The 16,942-nt window shown below is 44.5% G+C and carries 13 protein-coding genes; 8 read left to right on the forward strand and 5 right to left on the reverse strand.

The window, feature by feature from the left end; all coding sequences use genetic code 11:
* Positions 1-75: 75 nt before the first annotated feature.
* The 5 genes from ACOJR9_RS01500 to glpK form a co-directional block, all read right to left on the reverse strand.
* Positions 76-1,584: an SLC5 family protein gene (locus ACOJR9_RS01500; RefSeq protein WP_420934674.1), complete on the reverse strand. Its 1,509-nt coding sequence runs from the start codon at positions 1,582-1,584 to the stop codon at positions 76-78.
* Positions 1,585-1,604: 20 nt separating this feature from the next.
* Positions 1,605-2,354, reverse strand: coding sequence for a SapC family protein (locus ACOJR9_RS01505; protein ID WP_420934675.1), 750 nt, complete (start codon positions 2,352-2,354; stop codon positions 1,605-1,607).
* A gap of 11 nt (positions 2,355-2,365) precedes the next feature.
* Entirely contained in the window at positions 2,366-3,898 is a 1,533-nt protein-coding gene (locus tag ACOJR9_RS01510) for a tryptophan halogenase family protein (RefSeq protein WP_420934676.1), read from the reverse strand.
* A 107-nt stretch (positions 3,899-4,005) separates the two neighbouring features.
* On the reverse strand, positions 4,006-6,819 hold the full coding sequence (locus ACOJR9_RS01515; RefSeq protein ID WP_420934677.1) for a TonB-dependent receptor: 2,814 nt from the start codon (positions 6,817-6,819) through the stop codon (positions 4,006-4,008).
* Positions 6,820-7,122: 303 nt separating this feature from the next.
* The gene (glpK, locus tag ACOJR9_RS01520) at positions 7,123-8,607 is read right to left on the reverse strand and encodes a glycerol kinase GlpK (protein ID WP_420934678.1); all 1,485 of its coding nucleotides are present in this window, start codon (positions 8,605-8,607) and stop codon (positions 7,123-7,125) included.
* Between the two features lie 182 nt (positions 8,608-8,789).
* On the opposite strand from glpK, the gene ACOJR9_RS01525 reads away from it, so the two are divergent.
* From ACOJR9_RS01525 to rng, 8 genes are all read left to right on the forward strand, one after another.
* The gene (locus ACOJR9_RS01525; protein ID WP_032094793.1) at positions 8,790-9,548 is read left to right on the forward strand and encodes a DeoR/GlpR family transcriptional regulator; all 759 of its coding nucleotides are present in this window, start codon (positions 8,790-8,792) and stop codon (positions 9,546-9,548) included.
* Positions 9,549-9,722: 174 nt separating this feature from the next.
* On the forward strand, positions 9,723-11,246 hold the full coding sequence (gene glpD / locus ACOJR9_RS01530) for a glycerol-3-phosphate dehydrogenase (protein WP_420934679.1): 1,524 nt from the start codon (positions 9,723-9,725) through the stop codon (positions 11,244-11,246).
* A gap of 223 nt (positions 11,247-11,469) precedes the next feature.
* Positions 11,470-11,985 carry a hypothetical protein gene (locus ACOJR9_RS01535; RefSeq protein WP_420934680.1) on the forward strand — a complete coding sequence of 172 codons (516 nt, stop codon included), beginning with the start codon at positions 11,470-11,472 and terminating at the stop codon, positions 11,983-11,985.
* 377 nt (positions 11,986-12,362) lie between these two features.
* The gene (locus tag ACOJR9_RS01540) at positions 12,363-13,406 is read left to right on the forward strand and encodes a rod shape-determining protein (RefSeq protein WP_032094811.1); all 1,044 of its coding nucleotides are present in this window, start codon (positions 12,363-12,365) and stop codon (positions 13,404-13,406) included.
* 37 nt (positions 13,407-13,443) lie between these two features.
* Positions 13,444-14,352, forward strand: a complete 909-nt coding sequence (mreC, locus tag ACOJR9_RS01545) for a rod shape-determining protein MreC (RefSeq protein WP_420934681.1) — start codon at positions 13,444-13,446, stop codon at positions 14,350-14,352.
* On the forward strand, positions 14,345-14,821 hold the full coding sequence (gene mreD / locus ACOJR9_RS01550) for a rod shape-determining protein MreD (protein WP_420934682.1): 477 nt from the start codon (positions 14,345-14,347) through the stop codon (positions 14,819-14,821). Before mreC ends, mreD begins: the two co-directional genes overlap by 8 nt.
* 66 nt (positions 14,822-14,887) lie before the next feature.
* Positions 14,888-15,478: a Maf family protein gene (locus ACOJR9_RS01555; protein ID WP_420934683.1), complete on the forward strand. Its 591-nt coding sequence runs from the start codon at positions 14,888-14,890 to the stop codon at positions 15,476-15,478.
* Positions 15,475-16,941 carry a ribonuclease G gene (rng, locus tag ACOJR9_RS01560; RefSeq protein ID WP_420934684.1) on the forward strand — a complete coding sequence of 489 codons (1,467 nt, stop codon included), beginning with the start codon at positions 15,475-15,477 and terminating at the stop codon, positions 16,939-16,941. The genes ACOJR9_RS01555 and rng overlap by 4 nt, the downstream gene beginning before the upstream one ends.
* Position 16,942 lies beyond the last annotated feature (1 nt).

Consider the following 16,942-nt stretch of genomic DNA (forward strand, 5'->3'; position numbering starts at 1 on the left):
AGCATAGTTAATGTATCGCTTGATAAACTGATGAGGATACGCAGCGTACCCTCTTAAAAGCTACTTATTCAAAAGCTATGCATTTTTGTTTTTGAGCGTGTTTTTGTTTTCAAGAGAGCTTCCTTCAAAGGGACTTTCGCTGTTTAGCGCCAGTGAAAACTCTGCTTTCTGTCTAAAAATGACTTTGTTCACAATAAGCGCAAATGATACGCAGCCTACAAGCGTTACAAACATCAGGTGGATATAATGTAAATCAAATGGTGCGTAAAACGGCGATGCCTCAAAACTGACAAATGCATAAAAAGAAACGCCAAAAGTCACTGCGCCAATAGCAGCAAAAGCGTGAACATTTCTAAACAAGAGACCAACGATGAACACCGAAAGAATTGGCATACTTAGCAGGCCATAAAGTTTCTGCACTAAATTGATAATACTATCAGCCTGCTGATAAACAGGGATTAGCGCTAATGAAATTAAACACAGCAATACAGTAACGTAACCGCTTAATTTAGGCACGTTAGGCGTTTTGTTAACGTAACTCTCATGAATATCACAAACATAAAGCGCAGTGGCTGAGTTCAGGTTACTGTTAAAGGTGGTAAGCACGGCCGCTGCCATTGCCGCAGCAAATACGCCGGATAACCAGTCTGGTAAAACTGTTGCTACAATTTTGCCGTAGGCACTATCACCAATATCGCCGAACAGTTTGTAAGACACTATGCCGGGTATCACGATGATTGCAGGAACAATTAACAAACGAATGCCTGCTGCCGCGAACACCCCTTTTTGCGCCTCTTTCAACGATGGCGCGGCCATCGCTCGTTGCGTAATTACCTGATTCGTACCCCAGTAAAACATCTGAATAAAAATCATGCCCGTTAGCAGGGTGTGCCATGGAATAGGGGAGTCGTTGTCGCCGATAAGCGTAAGGCGCTCTTGTGGAATGCCATCGAAATTGTAGTCGATGGCTTGTAGCGCGAGAATTAAAACAATGACCGCCATGGTAAGCAGTAGAACACCGGAGTAAGTATCTGAAACGGCAACAGCGCGAAGGCCCCCAAAGATGGCATACAGTGCGCCCACAACAACAAAGATAACCGCGATATACATCAATGGTAGCTCTACATTAAACATGGATTGCATAAATAGGGAGCCAGAATAAATTACCGCTGGACAAAAAATGAGTGCGCTACCGGCAAAAAATAATACGCTGATCACTGCACGAATGTGCTTATCGTTATACCGAAGCTCTAGCAACTCGGTAGTCGTAGTACATTTAAACTTGTAGTAAACAGGAAGAAAAACTTTTGCCAGTACAAATAGGCCTACCACCGCAGAAAACTCCCAGAGCGATAGAAGCGCCATTTGGTTTCCGTTCATACCAACAAGTTGATCAGTACTTAAGTTCGTTAACGTAATACTGCCCGCTATGAAATACCACGCTAAGCCACCGCCAGCGAGAAAGAACTCACGGTTTTGGTTTTGCGCATTCCTATTTTGCCCACGACAACTCAAATACGTTAAAAACCCAATTAGCGCGGTGACGAATACAAAAACAGACACTTGGATCGTGCTGGAAAACATTTACTTACTCCTAGAATTCATCACTGCTTACTGGTCTCGAATTTCACGTTATTGATAACGCGAGAACGAAACTTAGTGTTGTGAAGATGAATGGCGCGATTTATCTGAAAAATCGACCCCAGTATATTGAAGAGAACAGAAAGTACGCCTGTTTTATGGAGTGACGAAAGTTCCTCGGACGTTAGGTTTTGCAATCGCTGCTCGTTTAACATCGCTAAACCGCCAACGCGCTGTTGAGTATTATCTGAGAACTCAATGATTAAATTAGTTGGTTGAATAAGATTTAGCGCTGCAATATCGTTGAGTAGCGCTGCTGTTTGCTGCATCGCAGTAATACGTTCTTTTAAAAGCTTTTGTTTGTTGTCCAAATAGGCCGTTGGGCGGCCGCTTGAAAGAAATAAAGCGTCACCTTTATGTGTCGAAACCGCAGGAGACTCCATATCGAGAAGTGTTTGTGGAGACTCTTGATCTTTTTCAAAGTTAAGCGTAAATGGCAAGGTACGTAAACTTAATGGAGTAAAACGAGCTAGCCATGTTCCTTGCGTTTCAAACACATTTTCTTTTGGTGCAAAGCCGCATAGCGCCGAAATAGCCCAACGCTGTTGATTAGCAACTTTACTGAAAAATAGAGGGAATTCACTGGAAGCTTGAACAGCTTCTTTTATTTCCACATTGACAAGATGAAAATTGGAAAACGTTGTCGCTAGACGGCTTTCGTCTACGTAAGTACTACTGTGTTGTTCACTAGATAAAATCTGAAAATTTGGCATTTTTATTCTCGTTAGCTCCCTAACCACTGCTCAATGTAATTTCTATGATTGGGCAAGCTGCTTAATTTTTGTTGCGTAATGAGTTGATTTTGCTGAATAACCTTATTGGCTAAATCCCGTTGCGTATAGAAGTGAGACTGCAAAGAGAAGTCTGGAGAGAATCCCATTCCATACAGAACATATTGATAACTGGCGGCGGGGAAAAGCTCTATTGCTGCTGAAAAATCAGCAATTTGCGGCCCCCGATATTTCCAAATTTCCAAATCTTCTTTTAACGAGTCGGGAATAGACGCTGGGTCTCTATTCGCTACCCAATAGGGCTCAGAGCGCTGATTGAAAATATAATGAAGCTTTAGAAAATCGATAATGCGCTGCCAGCGATACTGCATTTGCTTATTAAAGCGCTGACTTATTATTGGCATAGCAGAAGCGGGCGTTGGCATTTGTTCGGCAATATAGCGAGCAGAAATCTCGATTAACATGAGTGCTGTGGCTTCTAAAGGCTCTACAAATCCAGCAGATAACCCCACACCAATGCAGTTGCCTTTCCAAATCTGCTTTTTATAGCCGGAATCAAAGCGTATAACGCGAGGCGTAAGCTCACCTTTGTCGTCTCCTACATAACGGCGCAACAATTCTTCTGCTCGTTCGTCTGTCGTAAAGTCTGTAGAGTAGACATGGCCTACGCCACGGCGAGAGGATAGCCCGATATCCCAAATCCAACCTGCTTCTTGGGCGGTGGCTTGAGTATAAGGTTTGATTTCGAAGTCACCGTTATAGGGTACGTGCAGTGCTAAAGCGGAATTATTAAATAGCGTATCGTTGGCCGACACGACAGGCTCACCCAGTGCTTCGCCTAAAAGCATTGAGCGAAAACCAGAACAATCCACAAACAGATCAGCTTCTAAAATACTATTATCGTTTAGCGTAATGCTCTCAATGCATTGTTTTGAAGACGTCGCTACTTGTTCTACTGTGGCTACTTTATGAGTGACGCCCAGTTCTTCTTTACAGAATGTTTTGAGCATATCGGCGAATGCGCCGGCGTCTAAATGATAGGCATAGTTTGATTGTGCACTACTATATTCTTCTTCATTGAGCGTACGTGGTGCCATGTTTTGTTCGCAGACATGCTGCTGAAAATTAGTGGAGTTCGCAAATTCAGAAACATTGTCGATATACGGAGCCATTTCTACGCGGCCGTAACCCAGAGGTACAGTAAACGGGTGGTAGTAAAAATCGCCGTCTCCATTAACCCAATTAACAAACTTCCCACCTTGTTTAAACGCGGCAGAACATTTTCTAAATACTTCTTTTTCCGAAAGCCCGATATCTTTAAGCGTATTTCGCATGGTGGGCCAGGTTCCTTCACCTACGCCTACCGAGGGGATGTCGCTTGACTCAACCAGCGTTATATCTAGACCACATTGACCCTTCGCTATTTTATGTTTTGCAGCAACGATGGCTGCAGTTAACCAACCAGCCGTTCCACCGCCAACAATAACGATACGTTGTTTTGATGATGTGTTAGTTGAATTATTCATAGGAGACGATTGCCATTGTTTTACTACATTTATTCACAAACTTACTCGTTTTCCAACAAGCTTGTGAATAAAAGGCAGGGTTCTCACCCTGCCAACACACACACGCTTTAGAATGAACCTCTAATACCTACCGCGTAACGAGAGCCGTTATCTTCGATAGAGTAAATTTGGTCAGGGAAACGACCTACTTGGGTCAACTGTTCTTCGGTAATGTTGATACCCTCAATAAATACCGTAAAGTTTTCGTTGATATCGTAACTTGCACTAATATCCCACTGGCCATAAGTTTCGGTAGTAACAGGCTCTCCTGTTGCACCGCCTACTGATGTGTTGTCTAGCGCAAATAAGAACGACTCACGATTGTTGAAAGCCAATCGCGCTTGGAAAGCGTCTCGCTCGTAGAACACAATGAGGTTTTGAGAGTCGCCAAGGCCCGGTAGTGCGAACGTTTGTGAGGTATCGCCACTTACCTGTGCATCACTATTTACAATCGTTGCGTTAGCTGTAACACCGAAGCCGTTATCCCAAACGTGCGTTAGCGCAACTTCGTAACCGTTAACCGTTGCCGTTTCGCCGTTTTGCGGACGAGTTACGGTATAAACTTCGCTTTCACCATTCAACTCTTCCGTATCGGCTACAACATCGCGGTCAGGATTTTGTGGGTCCAGTGAAAGGCCTTCGGCACAGTTCGTTTCAGCACAACGATATCCATTTACCGGGCTTCTATCGGTCATTGAATAGGTTTCATTACCCGATAGGGTTACGATAAAGTTTTGAACGTCTTTGCTGAAGAATGCAAAAGAGAAAACTGAATCGTCACTGTAATACCATTCAAATGATAAATCCCAGTTTTCAGCTTCAAATGGTTGAAGCCCTGGATTACCACCATTTGCTTGTAGATTTTGCCTACGTGGCTCGCCAAAGGTTGTCGCTGGAGACATTTGCGCCATAGTTGGGCGAGTCAGCGAGTCGTAGCGCGAGAAGCGCACTAACATATCTTCTTGCACTTCTAGTTTAACGTTTAAGCTAGGAAGTAGGTTCGAATATGAAGACGTGCCTGTAATATCGTCAGCCGGAGCAAATCGGTTTGCGAACAGCGTTAAATCGGTAGTGGGTACGATGTCAGAAACAAAGGCTTGTACCGCAGATACGGCTACACTCGTTTCCTCATAACGAGCCCCAAAGTTCATGGTGAGTGGCATATCACCTAAGTCGTAACCAAACTCAAACTGAGCATATAGCGCCGTCACATCTTCTTCAATGTTATAATAGTTTGGCTGTAGCGTTGGGATAACCGGAGCACCTTGTGATGCTAGGAAATCTAAATAAGCATCGCCGTCATAGGTGTACCACGTATCAATTAACCCGCTGAAGTAGTTGTTTGCCGTGAATGGACGAATGTTAAGCTCGTCCACAGGCGCTGGCGTACCGTACCCGCAAAAAGCACACTGAGACGCAAATTCTTGGAACACGTACTTTTCACGTTCTGAGCGCAGGATACCGAAGTCCGCTCTGCGAAAAACATCTGAGTCTGAGAGATATGTGAAGTCTGCTTTATATTCGACAACATCATCTTCAGACGCTTGGGTGTTACCCAAGTCGTTATAGTGCAAGCGAGTGAGTGAAATGTCAGGAAGCTGGCCGTTGCCGAAACCGTCGTGAATAACTGTAGGCGTACTGCCGGTTCCATCGAAAGAGTAGTTGTTAATAATGCCAATTACGTTAAAGCGACCTTCACCGGCGATATCGTTTTCAGCAGAAGAACTCTGCACGTCAAACTCTGCAGACAGTGCATCATTAATTTGCCAATCAATATTTAAGCCGAAGCCTTGGCTAGTGACATCACGTACACCGCGAGATGACGAAACAAAGTCAGAAGCTGGATCGCCACTACCTTGGTGCAAGTCAATACCTTGTGTAAATTGAATGGCTGTGCCGTTTTCTGAAATTTGAGCAGAGCCCACGCGATCAGGTTCAAACCAGGAGGCAAGATCGGTTACTTGCGAGTCAACTTCAAATTTCGACACAAAACCATCTAGCGTAATTGTCACGTCATCAGATGGCGCGTATTGCGCAACAAGCGATACGTTTGTACGCGTTCTATCTTGTTGGTCAACAATTTGGTCCCAGTTACGAGGTAGGTATACGTTATCAGCAATGATACCGTCGTTGCGATTAGAGAGCGTTAGCCCAGGTCGCCAACCGGCCGTTTGAATGCGGTTTATTTGAACTTGACGTTCTTGATGTGAAGCGGCTAGCAATAAACCAACTTTGTCATCGGCAAAGGTGTTACTTACCAAGAAAGACGCTTGTGGAGCTGTCTCTTCAGATAAGCTTTCATACATACCTTTTACGCTGCCAACGGCCTGAAAGCCGTCATAATCGAACGGACGAGCAGTGGTAATGTTGATTGTCGAGCCGATGCCACCAGATTGCAGGTTAGCAACCGCACTCTTATAAATATTTGCGCCGGTAATTTGATCGGCAGCAAGGACGTCAAAGTTAAATGCACGACCGGCTGAGTCTGTTGCTAACTGACGGCCGTTTACTAGTACTGTGTTAAATTGTGGACCAAAACCACGTACAGTCACTTGCTGACCCTCACCACCATTACGGTCGATTGAAACACCAGTGATACGCTGTAGCGATTCTGCCACATTCAAATCTGGAAATTTACCGAGGTCTTCTGCGGCAATACCGTCTGACACAGCAAGGTTTTCTTTCTTGTTGGCCATGGCGCGCTTTAAGCTGCTAACAATGCCGCGAACTTCAATAACTTCAACGGGTGCATCGTTTACATTTGGCGTCTCAGAATCTTGCGATAATACAACGGGCGAGTGCAGCGCAGATGCAACTGCAACACCTAGTAGGGTGCGTCTAGCAACCGGTCCGTATTGTGATGTGCTTTTTTTATGTATCACTGTGTTTTCTCCGTGGGTAGGCTACGTTTAACGTATTTTTCACTCAAATTACGTCTTGATATGCGCCTTTCAAGCTTTTTAACATTACATTTACACACTAAGTGTTATATTTTTCTAATTTTAATTCTGTAACATTATGAAAAATATACGCTAATTCAAAAAAGGTAAAAGGTGAAACGTTTACCTTGTTTTCAATACTAGCACAAAAAGACAATGTAATTACAATGTTATAAAAACTTTTTTTGTATAAAAAAAGGGCATTTTATTACAACGCTTTATTAACATTTGGAAAAATAAGGAGTTTTAGTTACAACGAATTCGGTCTACTGCTTCTTTCCAGCCGCCATAGGCTTGATCACGTTCTGCTTTCGACAACCGAGGGGTAAACACTCTGTCACTTTTCCAGCACTGGGTTAAGTCATCGATGGAGTCAAAAATACCGTGCTGCAAACCAGCAAGAAAAGCGGCACCTAGTGCCGTAGTTTCAGTAACCACTGGTCTTTCAACTTCCGCGCCTAGCACGTCAGAAAGGAAACCCATTACCCAGTCGTTTTGCGACATGCCGCCATCCACGCGAATGTTGGTAGGTCGTGCGCCATCGCTTTCCATAGCTTTTTGAAGATCTTTGGTTTGATAACAAACCGACTGTAAGCCTGCTGCCACAATTTCACTAATGCCTGTATCGCGGGTAAGGCCCAAAATTGCGCCTCGGGCGTCCGGATCCCAATAAGGTGCGCCCAATCCAGTAAAGGCGGGTACTAAGAACACGCCGTTGTCTTGTCTTGCACGTTGCGCTAATGCCTCAGATTCTGCGGCATCGCCAATCAGCTTGAGACCATCTCGTAGCCACTGAACGGTGGCGCCGGCCATAAAAATACTGCCCTCTAGTGCATAAGTGGTTTCACCATTAATGCGATATCCAACTGTAGTAAGCAGTCTGTTTTTAGACTGAAGGGGCGTGTTACCTGTATTGAGGATCATAAAGCAACCTGTACCATAGGTGCTTTTCGCCATGCCTTTTTCAAAGCATGCTTGTCCTACCAGCGCGGCTTGCTGATCGCCGGCTACACCTTGTATGGGAATGGCTTTTCCTAAAATTTCCTCGTTTATTACGCCGTAGTCAGCGGCGCAATCCATTACCTCTGGCAACATGCTGCTAGGAATATTAAAGCGCTCTAGTAAACGTTTATCCCATTGCTGCTTATTAATATCAAATAGCATTGTGCGAGAAGCATTAGTGGCATCAGTCTTATGGGACTGGCCATCGGTTAATCGCCATATCAAGTAGCTATCTACCGTGCCAAACAACAAGTCTCCGTTTTCAGCCTGTTCTCTTGCACCTTCTATGTTGTCTAAAATCCACGCCACTTTTGTCGCTGAAAAATAGGGGTCTAACAGAAGTCCTGTGGTGGAATTAATATAAGAGACAAACTCTTCGTCACTGCTTAACTCTCGGCATTGCTGAGCGGTCCGTCGGTCTTGCCATACAATGGCGGGGTATACGGTTTTACCAGTAGACTTGTTCCATACCACTGTAGTTTCACGTTGGTTGGTAATGCCAATTGAGGCAATATCCGATGGCGCAAGTGAGCACTTTTTAAAAACATCTTTTAGTGTAAGTAGAACGCTTTCCCAAATTTCCTCTGGTTCGTGTTCGACCCAGCCGTCCTTCGGGTACTTCTGTGGAAATTCTTGTTGTGCGACAGCAACAATTTTGCCACTAGAGGAAAAAATAATACTGCGAGAACTGGTTGTGCCTTGATCAATGGCAAGAAGATACTGACTCATGCTGTCACCTTTGAAAATAATTTTCATAGAGTTTGCATCATTTACTTCTATTTAACAATGCTGTGTTTTCGAAAACGAACATTATGATGTTCGAACGAACGTATGAACTTACAGTGGAACCACGTATACTATTAAAGTGGTATGCACAGGTAACGGTAGGGTGACCTACTTTAGGGAGCACAATGAACCAAACACAACGACACGAAAAAATAATCGCGCTAATAAAGCAACACGGTTTTATGTCTATTGATGATTTAGTATCTACCTGTGCCGTTACGCCTCAAACGATTAGACGAGATTTGAATCAACTTGCTCACACGGGCGTGATCAGTCGCTATCACGGTGGCGCTGGATTAAATCGCAGCTGGGAAAATACGCCCTATCAAGAACGTAAGACTCAAAATAGCGACGTAAAAGAAAAGATTGCAGACGCAGTCGCTGCTATGATCCCAGATGGTGCGTCTTTATTTATTAATATAGGTACAACAACAGAGTTAATTGCCACTAAGTTACTCAACCACAGCAATTTGCACGTTGTCACCAATAACATTCACGTTGCTACAATTTTATCTGCAAAAGAGGACTTTTCGGTCATAATTGCGGCTGGTGAAGTACGCTATCGAGATGGCGGTATTATTGGTGAGGCTACCTGCGATTTTATCAGCCAGTTTCGAATGGACTATGGCATTATCGGTATAAGCGGAATTAGCGCTGATGGCGCTTTACTCGACTTTGATTTTCGTGAAGTAAAAGTATCCCAGGCCATTTTAGAGCACACTCAGCACGTTATTTTAGCCGCCGATTACAGTAAGTTTGAGCGACGCGCGATGGTTGAGCAGGGACATATCTCTCAAGTTGACTGCTTGGTTTGCGACCAAGCACCACCGCCCGCTATTAAAAAAATCATAGAAGAAAATAACATCAAATTTGTGAAAGCCTAGCTATCGAGCTATTGCCCTTTCACAGTGTGCCACTTTATTTATTAGCAGTGAATAGATTCACATTCGTTCATCTACTTAATCTTTTAATGTTCGTTTATGTTCGTTTTGTGTTGACATGGTTTCTTTTTGGTTGTCAAATGAGCGCATAAGCGATTCGTTCTAAAAGGGTAAGTGATGAGCAAGAGTAAGAAAGACAGTAATATTGTTGATGTATTAGTGGTTGGCGGGGGCGTAAACGGCGTTGGTGTTGCACTAGATGCCGCAGGTCGCGGGCTGTCAGTCACCTTATGCGAAAAAGGGGATCTTGCAGGCGCAACGTCTTCGTCGAGCAGTAAACTGATACACGGTGGTCTTCGCTATCTTGAGCATTATGAATTTCGCCTTGTGAAAGAGGCGCTTGCAGAGCGTGAAGTGCTTCTTCAAAAAGCGCCGCATATTATGTGGCCTTTGCGCTTTCGCTTGCCCCATCAAAAACATTTACGCCCAGCGTGGATGATAAGAATCGGCCTTTTCCTTTACGACTCTCTTGCCAAACGTAACTTACTTGCCCGCTCTAAAAAGCTTAAAACATCAAGTGAAGGGCCGTTAGTAAAAGATATTTCTACGTGTTTTGAATATTCAGACGGTTGGGTAGACGATGCGCGGTTAGTGGTGCTAAACGCTATAGCAGCGCAAGATCAAGGTGCTACCATACACACGCGCACTGAGTGTGTGAGTGCTCAGAAAGAGAGTGCATTGTGGAATGTGGTTTTACGCAACGAACAAGGTAAAACGTTTACAGTAAAGGCGAAGTCGATTGTTAATGCAGCAGGACCTTGGGCGGTATCGTTCCTCGACAGATTGGTGGATATAAAGAATCCTAACGCAATGCGCATGGTCAAAGGCAGTCATTTTGTTGTGCCTAAATTATATGACACCGATGAAGCCTATATTCTCCAAAATAAAGACGGTCGCATTGTCTTTGTTATTCCTTACGAAGAAGACTTCTCATTAGTAGGCACGACGGATGAAGATTTTCAAGGAAACCCATTAGATGCGACGATTTCACAGGAAGAAACCGACTACTTAGTGGATGTAGTGAACACCTACTTTAAAACAAAAATTACTACCGACAATATTGTTCATAGCTACAGTGGCGTTCGTCCGTTGTTAGAAGAAAAAAACGCATCGGCGCAAGAGCTTACCCGAGATTATAAAGTTGAGCTTAAAGGTGAGGCAGGCGAACCTGTTTTACTCAACATATTTGGTGGCAAGATAACCACATATAGAAAATTAGCCGAACATGCGGTAGATAAGTTAGTGACTTGCTTTCCAAGAGCGAAAAAAGCGTGGACTAAAGAAGTCCCTCTTCCCGGCGGCGCCTTTTCTGATAAAGCCTCGCTAAAGAGCGAGCTGCAATCTAGCTATCCTTGGTTGTCAGCTTCGGTAATCGAGCGTTATGTTCGCCAATACGGACTGCTCTGTCACAAGTTTCTGACAGGCGTTTCGAATGTCGATGGCTTGGGTCAAGATTTTGGTGCACAGTTATATCAAGCTGAAGTAGATTATTTGATAAGTTTCGAATGGGCGCAAACGGTGGAAGACGTGTTGTGGCGTCGGACAAAGCACGGTTTGCGTCTTAGTGATGCAGAAAAGCAGGTATTGTCCCATTACATCGAGGGGAAAGTAACATCACTTGAAATGCGAGGCATCGCGTGACATAGGTTTTGGTAAAGTTCGAATCAGGTTAAGATTAATGTAGTTTAGGCCGAGCTTAGGTCCCAAGCAGACCAAGCTCAGGTCCATCTGATATACCATGCTCATATCCTGCGTAAACATAGCCTCGACCTCAATTGCTTTATCTTTTAGCTTAAGCGGCCGATAATCATCTCATTAAGCAAATTGTAATTTACAGACATAAGATGGTTATTGGGCTAGAAAAATGAAAAAGCGACAAGAAATTTCGCGTTCAACCGGGTTTAAACTTTTGACAGTAGTGGTGTTCGTTGGTGTGTTAGTTTTTTTTATAAACAATTTACATACCGGTGAACCGGATACCACGCTAACGGCATTTTCAAAACAAGCACAAAAGTTTGAGCGCCACACCATTTCCTCTCATTATCAATGGCGCGTTCGTCAACCTACTTCAATGATCATGCTTATTCATTTCGATGACAGTGGCAGTGAGATAGACAGAAAACCTGTAAGAATGAATCATAAAGGGTGGCCATCAGCCCAAGACAGCGATGAAGGGTGCGCAACTTTATGGACATCGCTGGTGGGAAGTCCACTGAGGGTGGATGGCTTTAATATAAAGGCGCGCTTTTACTCCACGGCTTCGAATGATGAGGCAATCAGCAGAAACGATAACAAGTACTGGTGCCGCTACAGTATGAGTAAAGGTGTTGAATTCGATTACTTTCCTGGGTCGGGTAAAGTAACAAAGCCCCAGAATTAGAACCTACTATTAGTGTTAGTGGTACCCTGTGAAAAGTAACGCTTGTGATTGAAACAAAATAATTTCATGAGGGTGAGAAATTTGTACACACGGTAACCATTCACCGAATGTGACAAGAGGTTACAATTTCTTTGGCTAAGGAAGTAGGTTCTTATCTATTGTTATGTGATATTGTCGTGCCTCCCTAATGGTAAGAATATTAATTTTGTACAGATTTGATAAATAAATAAATATATTTTAACGGTAACTATCGGCATCGCTTGCCCAAAATTGCCCCCATTGTTAAAGTGTGCGAAGTTACATTCGACTTCACGTTAAAGCGTCGCCATCTCATCCTTGCAAATACGCGTTAACATAAAAACAGGAATACACTCTTCATGTTTAAAAAGCTTCGAGGCATGTTCTCTAACGATCTGTCCATCGACCTCGGAACAGCTAATACGCTGATTTACGTTAAAGACCAAGGTATTGTTCTCAACGAACCCTCAGTAGTTGCTATTCGACAAGAACGTGCAGCAGGCCCAAAAAGTGTGGCTGCGGTAGGTGCAGAGGCAAAGCGTATGCTAGGTCGTACGCCGGGTAATATCCGCGCAATTCGCCCTATGAAAGACGGTGTTATTGCCGATTTCTACGTGACTGAAAAAATGCTTCAGCATTTCATTAAGCAGGTTCACGACAATAACTTTATGCGTCCAAGCCCGCGGGTACTTGTATGTGTGCCTTGTGGCTCAACCCAGGTTGAACGCCGTGCAATCAAAGAATCGGCCCTAGGCGCCGGAGCGCGCGAAGTGTATCTCATTGATGAACCGATGGCTGCGGCTATTGGTGCCGGACTACCAGTATCAGAAGCCCAAGGTTCGATGGTAGTTGATATTGGTGGTGGTACTACCGAGGTTGCGATTATCTCGCTTAATGGTGTGGTGTATTCGTCTTCTGTGCGCATTGGCGGTGACAAATTTGATGAAGCAATTATCAACTACGTTCGTCGTAATTTTGGCTCGCTGATAGGCGAGGCAACAGCAGAGCGTATTAAGCACGAAATTGGCGCGGCTTATCCTGGTGAAGAAGTACGTGAAATTGAAGTACGTGGACGCAACTTGGCTGAAGGTGTGCCTCGTGGTTTCACACTTAATTCAAATGAAATATTAGAGGCACTTCAAGAGCCCCTAACGGGTATTGTTTCTGCAGTAATGGTTGCACTAGAGCAGTCTCCACCAGAGCTTGCATCAGATATTTCTGAGCGTGGTATGGTGTTAACCGGCGGTGGTGCACTGTTAAAAGATCTAGACAGATTGTTGATGGAAGAAACCGGTATTCCGGTGGTTATTGCTGACGATCCACTTACTTGTGTAGCGCGCGGCGGTGGTAAGGCATTCGATATGATTGACCTCCATGGTGGCGACTTGTTTAGTTACGAGTAAACAAGTAAGGCAACCTTAAGGTTGCCTTCTTTGTATCATGGATACTATATTTACTCGCGGTCCCTCATTAAACAACAGACTGACACTGGCACTTGTGCTGTCGGTGCTGTTGATATTCGTCGACCATAAATTAGAAGGGTTTAAGTCTACCCGCGTATACTTAAATTCTCTTATGAGTCCCATTCAGTATTTAGCCAATCTTCCCGGCCTCATTTTAAGTGAGAGTGCTCAACGACTGACGTCAAAAGAGCAGCTTCTTGCAGAAAACCAAACTATGTCTAACCAATTGCTGTTGATGAGCGAGAAGCTTCAGCAGTTCGATGTGGTGGTGAAAGAAAACGAACAGCTTAGATCCCTGTTACAAGCCCCCATGCGACAAGAGTCCCGCAAAATGGTGGCAGAGCTCATGGCGGTAGATAAAAATCCCTACAGCCAGCAAGTGGTCATCAACAAAGGCGCAATCGACGGGGTGTATTTGTCTCAACCTGTCATAGACGACTCGGGTATTGTGGGACAAGTGATGGAGGTTGGGTCGACCAACAGCCGTGTTTTACTTGTCGCGGATGTAACCCATGCCATTCCGGTGCGTTCATTGCGTAACGATATTCGTTTTATCGCCACAGGCAGCGGCTCTATTAATGAGCTATACGTTGAACACGTCCCGCATAGTGTTGATATTCAAGAGGGCGACCTTTTAATATCGTCGGGGTTAGGCGGCGTTTTTCCTGAAGGATACCCTGTTGCCCGAGTGACACAAGTGAATAGAGATGAAAGCCGTCCTTTTGCTCGGATTATTGTTACGCCTACGGCAAGTCTTGACCGACTGCGTCATCTGCTGTTGCTGTGGCATGAAGGAGATAATGACAATGGATCAGGTGATGAAATTGACGGTGAAAGTGAAATAGAGCCCGAAGACAACGTGGTAGAAGAGTCAGAAGATGCGTAAACGCAACGTTATTATTTGGGGCAGCATTATTATTGCCTTAGTGTTGCAAATTGTACCACTGCCCATCCAAGCCGATGTCTATCGCCCTGATTGGGTGTTAGTGGTTTTGGCATACTGGAGTATGGCGTTGCCTAATCGGGTAAATGTGGGGGTTGCGTTTATCACCGGTGTTGCAATGGATATTTTGGTGGGCACGACGTTAGGTATTCATAGTCTTGGCCTCAGTGTGTCGATATACATTTTAGCGGCTAACTATCAACGCTTGAGAAACTATTCAGTGTGGCAACAAGCGATTATTATCGGGCTACTGTCTTCGCTTTATCATTTGCTGACATTTTGGGTTCAACACCTTCTTACCGATATTTACTTCCAACTTGACTACTTGTGGCCCGTTGCGGCATCCATGGTGCTGTGGCCCTGGGTCTTTTGGTTACTGCGCAAAACGCGAAGACAGTTTTCCATCATGTAACAATGCCGGTTGTGCACGGCATGCGTTGTTCTAAGCCGTGTATATAGAAATAATAAGGTTCCGCCAATGCACTCTCATCTTATACTTGCCTCTGCATCGCCTCGACGCACTGCACTGTTAAATCAAATGAATGTGGCTCACATCATTTTGCCCGCCGATATCGATGAAACACCCAAACTAGGTGAAAAGCCAGATGATTTAGTTGCGCGCCTTGCTAGCGAAAAAGCACAAGCCGTGATGAAAAAGCTCGAAAAGCAACAGGCGTTGCAAGACAACACCGTGGTGCTGGCAAGCGATACATTGATTGCCTTTAATGGCGAAAGCCTAGGCAAGCCAGTGGATAAAGCTGACGCTATTCGCATACTCACCATGCTGTCGGGGCAAACGCACCAGGTGTTAACCTCAATTAGTGCCCTTAGCCAACTGAAACACGTTACCCGCACTGTAGTAACAGCGGTTACTTTCGCTTCACTAACTAAACAGCAAATCATCGATTACTGGGAAACTGGCGAGCCAGCCGATAAAGCAGGCAGTTATGCGATACAGGGCATAGGTGGTGAATTCGTCGTTTCTATTAACGGCAGTCCAAGTTCTGTAGTAGGATTACCCCTGTATGAAACGCGTCAATTGCTCAACGAATTTGGAGTTGTGAAGTGAGTGCTGAGCTATTAATTAACGTTACACCGTCAGAGTCTCGAGTTGCCCTTATTGAAAATGGTATTTTGCAAGAAATACACGTTGAGCGGCACACTAAAAAAGGGCTGGTGGGGAATATCTACCGCGGAAAGGTAAGCCGTGTATTACCCGGTATGCAGGCCGCATTCGTGGATATAGGGTTAGAAAAAGCGGCATTTCTTCATGCTTCCGATATTGTTATTCATAACGAGATTGCCGAGGAAGTATCAGCAAGCCACATTCAAAAACAAGATATTCGAGAGTTGGTACGCGATGGACAAGACATCGTTGTGCAGGTGGTTAAAGACCCTATTGGCACTAAAGGTGCTCGTTTAACCACAGATATCACCATTCCTAGTCGTTACCTTGTGTTTATGCCTTCTGTGACTCATGTGGGCGTGTCGCAGCGCATTGAAGAAGAAGTAGAGCGTGAGCGCTTAAAAACCCTGGTGCAAGAATTCTGCGATGAAAACGGTGGCTTCATTCTTCGCACTGCTGCCGAAGGTGTGGGTAAAAGTGAACTGCAGCAAGACGCCGCCTTTTTGCGTCGACTGTGGGACAAAATTCAATCTCGCATGAAAAACCGCAAATCGAATGTGCTGTATGAAGATTTACCGCTAGCGCGAAGGGTACTTAGAGATTTTGTCGGCACCGAGCTAGATAGAATTCGTATCGATTCCAAGTTGTCGTTTCAAGAGCTGTTTCAGTTTACAAAAGAATACGTACCTGAAATGAATGGGAAGCTGGAGTATTACACCGGCGATAGACCAATTTTTGATTTGTATGATGTTGAAAATGAGGCGCAGCGTGCGCTAGAGCGCCGTGTGGATTTAAAATCGGGTGGCTATTTAATCATTGATCAAACCGAAGCAATGACCACTATCGACATCAATACGGGGGCCTTTGTTGGTCACCGAAATCTAGAAGAAACCATCTTTAACACCAATACTGAAGCTACTCAGGCTATCGCTCGTCAACTGCGTTTACGCAACCTAGGTGGCATGATCCTTATCGACTTCATCGATATGATTGAACCTGATCACAAACGACGGGTCTTACATTCATTAGAGGTAGCGACAAACAAGGATAGAGCCAAAATCAATATTCACGGCTTTACCGCGCTGGGGCTGATTGAAATGACCCGCAAGCGAACCCGTGAAAGTATTGAGCATATTTTGTGTGGTGAGTGCCCGGTGTGTAAAGGGCGTGGAACCGTGAAAACCATCGAGACCATTTGTTTTGAAATTATGCGTGAAATTGTGCGCGTAAACAGGGCCTATGATGCTGACAAATTTGTTGTTTATGCGTCCCCCAAAGTTGCTGAAGCACTGATGGGAGAAGAGTCTCATATGTTGGCTGAGTTAGAAGTGTTTGTAACGAAACAAATTAAAGTGCAAACCGAAACACTGTACAACCAGGATAAGTACGACGTCGTTATGATGTAAC

This window comes from Alteromonas ulvae (assembly GCF_048987005.1).
Lineage (GTDB): Bacteria > Pseudomonadota > Gammaproteobacteria > Enterobacterales > Alteromonadaceae > Alteromonas.

Coding starts and splice junctions, on each gene's coding strand:
- ACOJR9_RS01500 (WP_420934674.1), bottom strand. CDS start 1,584: ATGTTTTCCAGCACGATCCAAGTGTCTGTTTTTGTATTCGTCACCGCG.
- ACOJR9_RS01505 (WP_420934675.1), bottom strand. CDS start 2,354: ATGCCAAATTTTCAGATTTTATCTAGTGAACAACACAGTAGTACTTAC.
- ACOJR9_RS01510 (WP_420934676.1), bottom strand. CDS start 3,898: ATGAATAATTCAACTAACACATCATCAAAACAACGTATCGTTATTGTT.
- glpK (WP_420934678.1), bottom strand. CDS start 8,607: ATGAGTCAGTATCTTCTTGCCATTGATCAAGGCACAACCAGTTCTCGC.
- ACOJR9_RS01525 (WP_032094793.1), top strand. CDS start 8,790: ATGAACCAAACACAACGACACGAAAAAATAATCGCGCTAATAAAGCAA.
- glpD (WP_420934679.1), top strand. CDS start 9,723: ATGAGCAAGAGTAAGAAAGACAGTAATATTGTTGATGTATTAGTGGTT.
- ACOJR9_RS01535 (WP_420934680.1), top strand. CDS start 11,470: ATGAAAAAGCGACAAGAAATTTCGCGTTCAACCGGGTTTAAACTTTTG.
- ACOJR9_RS01540 (WP_032094811.1), top strand. CDS start 12,363: ATGTTTAAAAAGCTTCGAGGCATGTTCTCTAACGATCTGTCCATCGAC.
- mreC (WP_420934681.1), top strand. CDS start 13,444: ATGGATACTATATTTACTCGCGGTCCCTCATTAAACAACAGACTGACA.
- mreD (WP_420934682.1), top strand. CDS start 14,345: ATGCGTAAACGCAACGTTATTATTTGGGGCAGCATTATTATTGCCTTA.
- ACOJR9_RS01555 (WP_420934683.1), top strand. CDS start 14,888: ATGCACTCTCATCTTATACTTGCCTCTGCATCGCCTCGACGCACTGCA.